The sequence below is a fragment of the Catenulispora pinisilvae genome, from assembly GCF_015356865.1.
GTDB lineage: Bacteria > Actinomycetota > Actinomycetes > Streptomycetales > Catenulisporaceae > Catenulispora > Catenulispora pinisilvae.
Genome location: NZ_JAAFZA010000003.1, coordinates 120,064 through 132,351 on the forward strand (window position 1 = coordinate 120,064; position 12,288 = coordinate 132,351).

The 12,288-nt window shown below is 71.0% G+C and carries 6 protein-coding genes; 3 read left to right on the forward strand and 3 right to left on the reverse strand.

What is annotated here, in order from left to right:
• Positions 1–38: 38 nt before the first annotated feature.
• Positions 39–1,220: an NAD(P)/FAD-dependent oxidoreductase gene (locus IZR01_RS01945; RefSeq protein WP_228558808.1), complete on the reverse strand. Its 1,182-nt coding sequence runs from the start codon at positions 1,218–1,220 to the stop codon at positions 39–41.
• 25 nt (positions 1,221–1,245) lie between these two features.
• The gene (locus IZR01_RS01950; RefSeq protein ID WP_194894917.1) at positions 1,246–3,147 is read right to left on the reverse strand and encodes a hypothetical protein; all 1,902 of its coding nucleotides are present in this window, start codon (positions 3,145–3,147) and stop codon (positions 1,246–1,248) included.
• 208 nt (positions 3,148–3,355) lie between these two features.
• On the opposite strand from IZR01_RS01950, the gene IZR01_RS01955 reads away from it, so the two are divergent.
• Positions 3,356–5,524, forward strand: coding sequence for a WD40 repeat domain-containing serine/threonine protein kinase (locus IZR01_RS01955; protein ID WP_194922637.1), 2,169 nt, complete (start codon positions 3,356–3,358; stop codon positions 5,522–5,524).
• Between the two features lie 108 nt (positions 5,525–5,632).
• Positions 5,633–6,412, forward strand: a complete 780-nt coding sequence (locus IZR01_RS01960; protein WP_194894920.1) for an SDR family oxidoreductase — start codon at positions 5,633–5,635, stop codon at positions 6,410–6,412.
• A 16-nt stretch (positions 6,413–6,428) separates the two neighbouring features.
• Here the strand turns inward: IZR01_RS01960 and IZR01_RS01965 are convergent, their stop codons facing one another.
• Positions 6,429–7,382, reverse strand: a complete 954-nt coding sequence (locus tag IZR01_RS01965; RefSeq protein ID WP_194922638.1) for a helix-turn-helix domain-containing protein — start codon at positions 7,380–7,382, stop codon at positions 6,429–6,431.
• 164 nt (positions 7,383–7,546) lie between these two features.
• Here IZR01_RS01965 and IZR01_RS01970 point away from each other — a divergent pair, with 164 nt between their 5' ends.
• Entirely contained in the window at positions 7,547–11,716 is a 4,170-nt protein-coding gene (locus tag IZR01_RS01970) for an outer membrane protein assembly factor BamB family protein (RefSeq protein ID WP_194922639.1), read from the forward strand.
• The last annotated feature ends 572 nt before the right edge of the window (positions 11,717–12,288 follow it).

Consider the following 12,288-nt stretch of genomic DNA (forward strand, 5'->3'; position numbering starts at 1 on the left):
GGCGTGGCCATGGTCTCCCCGATCCGGAAGGCGGCGTCTCACCCGACCGCCGCGACGAACTCCTCCATCGTGACCTGCCCGGCGTAGATCCCATAGAACATGCTGATCAGATCCGGGCGGCCTTCAGCCTTGCGGAGCACCGGCAGCAGGGCGGCGGAGTTGCCGCCCCTCGCGAACGTGAGGGTGGTCTCGAAGGCCGCGCCGCCGTCCCGCTCCCGGTCGGTGGAGTGGGCCGCTGTCGCCGCGTCCACGGCCCGCGGGCCTGCGGCGAGCGCCGCGGGCAGGCGGCCGGCCAGCGATTGCGCCTGAGCGAACGCGTCGCCGATGCCTTGTGCGGTGACCGGATCCTTCGCCGTCGCGGCGTCCCCGACGAGCACCCAGCCCGGCCCGGACGACTCGCGCACGTAGTTGCCCAGGTCGCCGGAGCCGGAGACGGGCCCGCAGCGGGCGGCGTCGGTGAGGTGTTCGGCGACAGCCGGGGCGCTCTTGGCGACCGCGGCGAGGAAGTGCCGGTCAATGTCCTGCTTCACTTCGGCGAAGCGTGCGTGCGGCCAGCCGACCAGGACGAGATGGTGCCCGTCGTGGGTGGGGTACGCCAGTACCGCCTGGCCGCCGCCGACGAAGATCTGCGTGCCCACGTTCGGCAGGCCGTGCCAATAGCCGTAGAACTGGCAGCCGAAGGTGCCGGCGTCACGGATCGGCTTCGCCCCGACCTGACGGGCCACAGCCGAGTGTCGACCGTCCGCGCCGATGATCAGCGCGGCCCGCTCCGTGAAGCCGCTGCGGCCGCTGCGTCCGCCGAAACCGGCGCCGACCGCTCGGCCGTCCTCCCGGATCAGCTGCTGGAACGAAACACCCTCCCGCAACTCGGCACCCGCCGCCACGGCCGCCTCGACCAGCAGTGCGTCGAGCACGCTCCGGCGCGGCGCCAGCGACGACGCGATCCCGTCATAGGGATAAGGCGCCCCGCGCAGGACGAGGTCTTCGGCCGCCCGGAAGCTGATGGTGTCGATCGGCGGGCAGCCGCTGGCCAGCAACGGATCCAGCAGGCCCCAGTCGCGCAGGCGTGCCACGCCGGTGGGGTGCAGCAGGTGCGTGGAGACCGTGTCGCTGGGGAACGCGGCGCGGTCCGTGAGCAGGACTCTGACACCCTGCCGCGCCAGCAGCAGGGCGGTGGCGGCGCCGGCACAACGGGCGCCGACGATGATGACGTCGTGCATGCTCAAGTCATACATGCTCAAGTCGTCAGCTTCCCGTGAACACCTCGATGGCGCCGGCGGCGTCCTCCAACGTCATGGGTTGTAGCACGGCGGCGCTCGCCTCGGCCGCGGCCGCTACGAACCGGCGTGCGGGCCAGTCGCTGGGAATGGGGCGATGGTCGCGCGCCGAGGTCAGTACCAGCCGCGCATCCGAGCTGTCCGGGTCTGGCGAGGCTTCAGTTTCGAGGGCGTTGGTCTGCTCGATGGCGTTGTGGATCCATCGCAGTGCTTGATCCCGGGCCGCCGGCTCGCTCCGCGGGTCCGCCTGGTCGAGGATCGGAAGTTGCGCCGCCATCGCGCCGGCCGCCTCCGGGGCGAGGGCCGCGAGCACGGCGATCGTGGCCAGTCGGGCGCCGCCGTCGCCGTGGCTCTCCGGGGAGAGGTCGAGTGCGGCGTGTTCGTCGGCGTGCCGGAGTAGCGCGGACGATAGCTGCGACGGCGAGGAGATGTATCCCTGCTGCCCGAGTTCCGGGTTGGCGTCGGTGCCGGTGAGGGGTGCGGCGATGGTGATGAGGCACAGGACTTCACGCAGCCGTTCGGGGCCCGGGTCGTCGTGTCCGAGGGCTGTTTCCAGGGCGCAATGCATGTCGTCGATCGCGTCGCCCTCGTAATCCTCGTCGCGGATCGCTCGCTGCGCGGCGATGAAGTTCCGTATCGGCGTCAGCAAGATGGGTGGGAGAGTCGGGTCTTCCAGTGCCGCGGCGATCACCGCGTCGCCCAGCATCACCAGTGCGGAGTGGACGACCTGGTGCAGGGTGTCGATGCTGCCGGTGAGGTCGTCGAGCAGTTCGGCGCCGACTGCGATGTCCAGTAGGTCGGGCCGGTGGATGGCGGCCCAGACCGCGGCGTGCGAGGTGGCGGCGGCCCACACCTCGCAGGTATCGGAGTCGATGTCCTCGTCGATACGGTCCGACTCCAGGTCGGTGATGACGGCCACGACCGGGTCGTCGGTCAGCTCGACCGCCAGCTCCCACGGGCTGCGCACGTCCTGCAAGCCCGCGCACATCGTGGCCAGCGCACCGAATCCGGCGTCCAGAAGTTGGCGCAGGAGTTCGCTCCGATGCGCTTCGCGGCGGTCGTGATTGTCGTCGTCGGCCGCGGGCGTCCAGCCCAGCTCGTGCGCCTCCACGAAGGACTGGAGGAGAAGCTGGCCGCGCATCTGGTCGTCGGCGAAGCCGTCGGTCGCGTCGTCCGCGGTCTGGCGCGCCCGCTGCACGAGGTCGTCGGCGAACTCGCGGCTCGCGCCCTCGGCGACGATGAGTGGCGCGTAGTCGTTGTCTTCGGCCTCGCGCCGGGCCGCCTGGATCAGCATGGCGCCCAATGCGGTGGTGATTTCCCGGTGCCAGGGATATTCGGCGGCGCCGAGTGCGACATCGCGAGCGGTGAACGACGGGTAGTTGACTCGCTTGCCGGGCTCCCAGACCGAGCGCACGGCGCCGGCCACGAGGTACTGGGCGGCCAGTTCCTGAAGCGGATCGCCCATCAGGACCGGCAACGGCCACGCCGGCCGGTCGTCAGCCCGGTCGTGATCCAGCGGAGGGAGCCAGTGCTCCTCGTCCCAACGATGATCCAGTTTGGCGACCTCGACTTGTTGCAGCCGGTATGCCAGCAGTTCAGGGCTCCACGTCGTCAGGTGCCGCCCCAACGACGCCAGTGCGGCCGCGGCCTCTTCGAAGTCCAGGCCGTCGCCGTCCAGGACCACCGTGATGACGGCACCGCCGGGGTAGCCGATGATGCGGTGGTCGAGCACCTTCCGTAACGATCTCCAGCCCTCGGTCATCGCGGCGGCCAACGCGTCAACGAAGTGCTGCCGTCGCCCCAACTCCGGTTCCGGTCCGGTGATGGTGATCTGACCCAGGTATGGCACGTCGTTCCCCTCATCGCTCACGCTGTAGGCGTATGACTACAGATCGTATCGATGTCGCCGTCGCGTCAGTAGGCGCCCCGGGGGAAATGGGACGATTGCCTTGAGCTAAGCCGATCACTCGGCATGCGGTCTTGAGCTTGAGCGGCCATCGTTGTCGTCCGCCGACAGAGCCGGATCAGTAGTCTGTCCGTTGTCGGCCGGAGTGGCTGGTGGCAAGGAGTGGGGGACGATGTCGAACCGGGTGGTCGGCGGCCGGTTCCGGCTGACCTCGGTGATCGGGACCGGCGGGTTCGGGCGGGTGTGGGCCGCGTTCGACGAGAGGCTGGGGGTCGAGGTCGCGTTGAAGGAGGTCCGGCTCGGCTCGTCGGTGGACCGGGCCGAACGGGTGCACATCGTCGCGCTGGCGGAGCACGAGGCGCGCAGCGCGGCCAAGCTGCGCGATCACCCGAACATCGTGACCGTCTACGACGTCGTCACCGACGACGAGGCGCCGTGGCTGGTGATGCGGCTGGTCCGGGGGCACACCCTGGCCGAGGAGATCAGGGTTCGAGGACGGCTGGGGCCGCAGGCCGCCGCCCGGGTCGCGGCCGGGGTGCTCGGCGCGCTGGGGGCCGCGCACACGGCCGGGATCGTGCACCGCGACGTCAAGCCGGCCAACGTCATGCTCGCCGACGACGGCACGGTGCTGCTGACCGACTTCGGTATCGCCAAGCAGCACACGCAGAGCACCCAGGCGGTGCTCATGGGGACGCTGCACTACATGTCCCCGGAGCGCCTCAACGGCAAGGACTTCCCGGCCGGTGACTTGTTCGCGCTCGGCGTGACCCTGTACGAGATGACCGAGGGCGTCTCGCCGTTCGAGCGGGCGACGCCCACCGCGACCGTGTCGGCCGTGGCGCTGGAACAACCGGATCCGCCACGGCACGCCGGGGCGCTGGCGCCGCTGGTCGTCGCGCTCCTGCAGAAGGACCCCACCCGGCGTCCGGACGCGGTGGCGGCGCAAACGATGCTGGCAGCCACCGGCACGCGGTTCACGGCCGCGTCGACGGTGTTCTCCGCACCGCCGGCCGACTCGCCATTCATCGCCACGCCTACCATCGAGCCCGCTTCCACTGTGATGCCCACTGAGGTCTACGAAGCGACGTACGAGCCCGGCCGCGGGGCCGTCCAGCCCCTCCAATCCGTCCCACCGGTCCAGCCCGTCCATGAGACCGCCTACGGGACTGGCTACGGGACTGGCTACGGCACCGACTACGAGACTGGCTACGACACCGGCGAGACCTCCTCCCGGCGGAGAATCGGCCGACGCGGCATCATCGCGGCCGGCCTCGGGGTGCTCGGCGCCGCGGCCGTCCCCGTGGTTCTCACCCTGAACTCCTCGGGTTCCTCGCCCTCGCGCTCCTCTTCGGGCGGGCGGTGGAGCGGCGCGCAGGTCCTGCCGAACAGCGCCGGCACCGGGCCGATGGCGGTCGCCTTCAACCAGTCCGGGACGCAGGTGGCCGGCTGCGGGAAGGACGGCGTGGTCCGGCTTTGGGACAGTGCGGCCTGGGGCCTCACGAAGACCCTCGCCCACCGGATCGTCAATCCCTGGTCGATACCGCTGGCCCAAGCCACCGCCTTCAACCCGGACTTCGCCAGCGCGCTGGCCGTGACGTTCCACCCGGACGGGGCGACACTGGCCGTCACCAACGGCGACGGGACCGTCAGCCTGTGGACGATCGCCGACGGCACCGAGACCGCGCTGCCGTTCATCAATCCCATGCAGTGGAACGGCGCTCTCGGCTCAGTGTCCTTCGATCCCGCCGGCCGGATCCTTGCCACGACCTACGACACCCCGGCCGTCCGGCTCTGGGACCTGTCGACCCGCACCAGCCTGGCCACGATGGCCACCGGCGACACGAGCTGGGTCCAGCAGATCGTGTTCAGCCCGGCCGGCGGCATCGTGGCCACCGCCTCCGGCAACGGCAATCCGAACAACACCCCCGCGGACGGACGCCTCCAACTGTGGGACCCCTCATCGCGCACGATGATCGCCACCTTGGCGGACACGAACTCGCCCCGTTCCCAGCCGCTGGCGTTCAGCCCGGACGGCAAGACCCTGGCGAACCTGCGCAGCGACGGCAGGATCACGCTCTGGGACGTCGGGACGCGCGCCGTCGCCACGATCCTGGCCAACGCCGGTTCCGGCGTGACGTGCATCGCCTTCGGCCCCGGCGGCGTCCTGGCCGGCGGGCACGACGACGGCACCGTCACCTTGTGGGACAGCAAGACGAGCGCCGTCACCGACGTGCTCGCGACCGGGGGCAACGACCCGGTCAACGGCGTCGCCGTCGCGCCCGACGGTACGGCCGTCGTGGCCGCCGGCAAGACGATCACCGGTTGGCGGCGGCCGCGGTAGTGGCTTTCCTCATGAGATGCTCAGCGACCCCCTCGCCGTCGCCGGCAACCTGGAAGCATCGCATCGGAAGCGCAGCCTGGCACCCAGATATATAAGGATACTGCGAATATGCTGATGCAAGACAAGGTCGTCCTGGTCGCCGGAGTCGGATCCGGCATGGGCCGCTCCATCGCGCTGGCCGGCGCGCGGGAGGGGGCCGACGTGGTGCTCGCCGCGCGTACCGCCGCGCAGCTCGACGCGGTGGCCAAGGAAGTCGCCGCGCTGGGGCGGCGGGCCCTGGCCGTACCGTGCGACCTGACCGACCCGGCCAGTGCTGAGCAGTTGGCGACGGCGGCCCAGGAGGAGTTCGGGCGCGTCGACGCGATGGTCTACAACGCCCTGGCGATGCCGCCCATCGAGGGCTTCGGCACGGTCCCGCTGGCGGCGCTGTCCACCGCCTTCGACGCCAACGTGCTCGCCGCGCTGCGGCTGACCCGGCAGCTGATCCCGTCCCTGGCCGAGAACAAGGGCTCGGTCGTGATGGTCGGCTCCATGGTCCAGCGATTCTCCGAGGTGTCGATGGGCCCGTACAAGCTCATCAAGACGGCCCTGCACGTGACGGCGCAGAACCTCGCCGCCGAATACGGCCCGCTCGGCGTCCGCTTCAACACCGTGGTCCCCGGCCAGATCTGGGGCGACACCCTGCGCGGGTACTTCGGCTACCTGGCCCAGCAACGCGGCGACGTGACCGTCGAGGACATCTACGACGAGGTCGCCGCCAAGATCAACCTGCGCCGCCTGCCGGTGGAGGACGAAGTCGCCGACGCGGTGCTGTTCCTGATCTCCGACCTGGCCCGCGCCGTCACCGGCCAGGCCCTGGACGTCAACGGCGGCGAATACCACCACTGACCGGTCGGTGCTTGCGCTAGAGCCACCCGCGCCGCGCGGCCTGCAACCCCGCCTGAAACCGGGTCTGCGCCCCGAGCTCGGTCATCAGGCCCCGGACATGGCGCTGCGCGGTGCGCGGGTGCCAGCCCATGTGGCGGCCGATGGCGGCGTCGGTCAGACCCGCGGCCAGCAGGCCCAGCAGGACGCGGGACTGCTCGGCCAGCTCCGCCTCCGGTGCCCCCGAGGCGTCGAAGCGGAGCGGCACGGCGCTCGCCCAGACCGACTCGAACAGCGCGATCAGCGTGTCCAGCAGCGAGGACTGGTGGATGACCAGCGCGTTGTCGCTGGAGACCGGGCGGTCCAGGGAGATCAGAGCGACCGTGTCGTCGGCGAGGAACATCTTGACCGGCACGCCGGTCGCGACCCGTGCCTGCTCGCCGGCGGTCGCCAGGGCGCGGATCGCGCCGAGGCGGCCGGGCAGTTCCAGGCCGGTCCGGTCGTAGACGCAGCGGTAGTGGACGCCGACCGCCAGCAGTTCGGACTCGATCGCGTTGGTGCCCAGGCCTCCGACGTAGGGCGGCCGGTCGAACGCCCGGACCTCGGTGCGGGCACTGCGTTGCAGCTGGGCCATGCGTTGCATGGTCGCCTCGCGGGTGGTCACCACCTCGACGATCTCGGCGGGGTCCACCGTGCCCTGTCCGAGCCGGAAGCGCTCCATCAGGTCGGCGGCCAGGGCGCGGACCCGTTGCAGCTCCTGTTCCTGGGAGCGGACCAGCACCTCCACCGCGGTGTCCGGGCGGGCGGGCCGGTAGCGGACCGGGTGTCCGGGCAGGCGGGATATCAGTCCCTTGGCTTCCAGCGTGGCCAGGGCCGAGGCCACCGGCGCGCCGGCCACCCGGGCGCGGAGCTCGGCGGTGGTCGCCGGGCCGCCGTCCAGTAGCGCCAGGTACACGTCCTGTTGCCCGCTGGTCAGACCCACTGCTTCAAGCATGGAGATCACCGCCGTATTTACGACAACGCCGTGTTTCAGGCTCCCGCCATCCCTTCCACGCGCACAACCCGCCATGACACCGTGATCTCGAAAATCGAGTGCCCGCAAGGGATCCTGAACAGCCAGGAGTAGGCCTGATGCGATCTGCACGGATACGACATTTGTTGAGCGTCGGTGCGGTTCTCGCACTGACCGCGGCCTTGGCCCCGGGCGGTTTGGCCGCGCCGGGACCAGCCCGGGCCGCGGTCGGCCCGACCACTTCGACGGCGACAAGCACAGCCACAGCCACAGCCACGGCAACCGCCGCAGCCGCAGCCGCCGCCTCGTCGGCAGCCCGCCAGGCGGCCGCGAACGGTGCCAGCTTCAACCCCGCCAACGCCTACGTCCCCGGCTCGTCCGCGACCGGGCAGCCGTCCCCGGCGTCCCCGGCCTCCCCGACCGACCTCACCCCGCCGGGCACCGCGGCCGCGGCGGCCGCGGGCGCGTCGACCACCGCGAACGCCGCCGGCGGCAGCCTCGGCCTCAACCTCTCCGGCAGCGTGGAGTCCGCTCAGGGGGCCGCGATGAGCGACCCGCTACCCGGCGGCGACTCGCTCGAGTTCTTCAGCCAGGGCGTCGTCAGCCGGGTCCGCTCCGACGGCAGCGCGGTCTGGCAGCGCGGCAGCAACTCGCTCTACCGCGACTGGCACGTCGACTTCGGCAACGCCACTTTCACCGTGACGCCGCAGTTGGCGATCGGCACCGACCCGGCCAATCCGTTCCAGGTGACCACTGCGGAGCCGTTCGCCATGACCAACACCCACCCGTATGCGGTCGGGGACCTCACCGGTGACGGCAGCACCGACATCGCCGTCGCCGAGGCCGTCGGGATCAACCTCGGCGCGTCTACCTGCGGCTGCGGCGGCCGGTTCACCGTGCCCGGATCCGATCTGCACGTCGGCACGTTCGTCACCGTCCTGGACGCCCGGTCCGGCAAGACCCTCTACAGCGAGCTCGACCCGGGCTTCGTCCCGCAGCTCGCCATCGCCGGCCGGACGCTGCTCATCGGCGACGAGTCCGGCCCGCCGAGCAGCCCCAACGCCCCCGGCGCCTGGGGCTCGGTCAGCAATGTGCGGGCCCTGACCCTGCACGGCGACCGTGGTGCGCTGAACGCGACCCAGGCGTGGCAGTACTCGACGAAGGCGCAGTGGGGCATGCTGCTCGGGTTGCAGACCGTCGGCGGGGACACCGTCGTCAGCTGGTCCGACACTCCGCTCGGCCTCGGCCAGCCCGGCCCGCCGGACGGTCACGTGGTGCGCGTCGACTCCCACGGCCGGGTGGTCTGGGACCAGCGCACGGCCGGATACCCGGTGCTGTCGGCATATGACCAGAGCCGCGGGGAACTCGCCGTCGTCGATGAGACCGACCCGACCCAGGGCCTGTCCTACACCCTGACCGGGCTTCGCGTCTCGGACGGCCGCGCGGTGAGCAAGGTGACCACCACCGGCGTACTGCCCACCGCGCTCAGCATCAGTGCGCTGACAGCCTGGGCCCGACCCTCGTGGCTGGTCGCCGGTGTGGTGACGACGGCGAACGACGTGCAGCCGCCGTACTACAGCTTCAGCGCGGGCACGATCTCCGCGGTCGATCCCGAAGCCCAACGGACCCTGTGGTCGCGCACTCTCACCGCCGCCGGCCCGAACCCGCCGCAGCCCGGCGCGATCGAAGTCGCGACCGACTGGTGGGGCCGCACTTCGGTCGTCGTCGGATCGTGGGCGGGCGCGCCGATGCCGAGCCCGTCCTCGCCGCTGACCGCGGGCGACGACCTCCAGGCCTTTTCCGGCGCCACCGGGGCACCGCTCTGGGACCGCTCCGGGGACGTCCCCGACCCGCTGACCCTCGCCACGGTCGGCGACACCGTGCGCGGCATCACCCCGGAGCAGGACGTGCTGAGCTACCGGGCCGCCGATGGCGAGCAGGTCGGCCGCGCTCCGCTGGCGGGCGTGATCGACACCGCCGCCGCCGGATCCGTCGACGGGCGGAGCGCCTACTTCACCGGCGATGAGAGCGGCGCCGTGTATGCCCTCGACGCCGCCTCGCTGACCGCCGGAGACGACGTGCCGCGCGTGCTGTGGCGGGCGGACGTCGGCGGGCCGGTGAACCAGATCGTGCCCGCCGAGGTCGGCGGCCGCAGTGTTCTCGCGGTCGCGGCGACCAGCGGCCTGGCCCTGGTCGACGCGCGCACCGGCCGGGTGCTGGACCGGATGGCATTGCCCGGGCAGTACGCCTGGAACGTGGCGGTCGGCTCCGTGGGCGGGCGCACTGTCGTGGTCAGCGCTACCGACCGGCTCTCCGCCTTCGACGCCGTCACCGGCAAGCCGCTGTGGACGTATCAGCCTACTGACGCGTCCTACTTCTCCGACGCGTCCGTCGTCGACGGCATGGTGGTGAGCGAGTACCAGAGCAAGGTGCTGCCGGGCAAGGCGCCGACGGCGATGGCGGCGGTCGGTGTCGACGCGGGCACCGGGCACGCGGTGTGGACCGCGGCCGGCGATCCGACGACAACCTCCGCGGCGCAACTGCGCAACGGCGTCATAGCCGGGCCGGGCATCGCCGGCGCGGGTGCCGACGGCGCCGCCTTCACCTGGACGACCAAGACCTGGCAGGGCCGGGTCGACGTGCGCGACGCGCGGACCGGGGCGCTGGACTACAGCGACACAGCGGACGAACTCGCCCAGCACGAGAACTACTCACTCGACCCGACCGCCGGCCTGGTGTCGATCGGCTCGCAGGGCGTGGTCTCGATCGCCCCGGGCGGCCCGATCGCAGTGGACTGGCTCGGCGGATCCGATGTGGCCGTGGCCGAGTCCGGCGGCGCACCGGTGCTGTTGGAGGGCGAGGCGGGCGTGGCCGTCTACCCGCTCTCGGCACTGTCCGGCGGCCCGAACCCGCTCATGCCGCTGGCACAGAACCGGCTGTTCCTCGGCGCCCAGCTGTCCGTCACCGGCGGCAGCACGGTGCTCGCGACGCCGATCAACTGGTTCGAGCACCAGATGCTCAGCACGGAGAGCGGAGAGTTCGGCCCGCCGTATTCCATCGGGCAGCAGAAGGGACTCGCCGTCTACAGCCTGACCGGCACCCCGGCCGCGAACGCCGTCCGGCAACCGGCGGTCAACCGGCCCCTGGCTCCGTCCCGTCCGACCTCACTCGCGCTGTCCGACGACGCGGCCGCCGCCGCCCGGATCGGCCTCGCGCAGCCGGCGGCACAGGTCGAGGTGCACGGCTACAGCGCGACCGGCGCGCCGCAGCTGACCACGTCCGCCCCGACCGGATACGACCCCGCGACCATCAGGGCGTACCTGGGCCTGCACGGAACCGGCGCGGGCCAGACGGTGGCCGTGGTCGACGCACCCGGCGACCCGAACATCGTCGGCGACGTCGACAAGTTCAGCGCCCAGTTCGGACTGCCGCAGACCTGCACCGCCACCGTGACAGCGAACTGCTTCACCTTCACCGTGGCCGCCGACGGCGGTCCGAGCACTCAGACCCCTGACCCGGACTGGGGACTGGAGACCAGCATGGACGTCGAGTGGATCCACGCGGTCGCCCCGCAGGCCTCGGTGGTGCTGGAGGAGGCGGCGACCGGCTCCTTCGCCGCACTCTTCCATGCCGTCCAGACCGCAGCCGCGCTCCGCCCAGACGCCATCAGCATGAGCTGGGGAATCGGCGGGGAGTTCGTCGACGAGACCTACTACGACCACTTCTGTCAGCTCACTGACTCAGTGTGCGTAGCCTCCAGCGGCGACCGCGGCAACCCGGGCTCCTACCCGGCCTACAACCCGGCGACGATCGCCATCGGCGGCACCACTCTCAAGCTGACCCCGACCGGCGGCATCACGAGCGAAACGGCCTGGTCGGGCAGCGGCGGCGGCCAGAGCTACGTGGAGCCCACCCCCGCATATCAGCAGCCTGTCGTCACCGGCGGCCGCGGCACCCCCGACGCAAGCTACGACGCGGACCCGTCGACCGGCGTGTCCGTCTACGACAGCTATGCCTACCAGGGCCAGTCAGGCTGGTTCCAGGTCGGCGGCACCAGCCTCGGCGCCCCCTCCTGGGCAGCGATCATCACCTCAGCCGACCAACTCCGCTCCGCCGCCGGCACACCGAAACTGACCTCAGCCGCCGGCGCGGCCCAGCGGGCGATCTACGGCTCGGCGAGCCAACTGGGCCAGATCGTGTCGGGGAGCAACGGCTTCTGCCCGAAGCTGTGCACCGCCGGTCCCGGCTACAACTTCGTCACCGGGCTCGGGAGTCCGCGCTCGGCGTTGGATGTGGCACTGGCTGCGGCGCCGTGATCTGACGGCTCTTGGTGTGATGGCTGTTGGTGTGACGGCTTTTGGTGTCACGGCTCTTGATGTGACGTGGCTCCGCCCATGGACTGAGGTATTCAGCGTCGGTTCGCGGGCGGAGTTTTTGGGCGGAGCTGTTGGAGCAGAGCTGTTGGGCGGAGCGTATTCGGATCGGGGGTTTCTCGAGCCGGGTTGCGGTTTGGTTGTGGGTTTCAAGGCTTTTTACGGCCTTCGGTTATGGTTGTGCCGGTTCGGGGTTCGGGGCGGTGGGTGTGTTTGTCGGCTGCCGGTTTCCGCGTTCACAACCCCGCCCCACCTCAGGCCTCTTCAACACCGGCAAGCCAGAACACGAGCACAGGCAAGAGCAAGAGCCAGATCAACAGCAAGGTCAAGAGCCAGATCAAGGTCAAAAACTGTGATGAAGAGCCTGGCGCCTCCGGCGGGGGCTCTCGGCTCCCTCGGGGAACTGGCGCGGTTCCATAGGGTGGTCGAGCCAGTCTCAGCGGCGGCGGTTCCTGAGGTGGTGCGGTCCGTTCCCCACGGTCGCGTCGTCAGCCCCAAGGGGTACAGCACCGGTG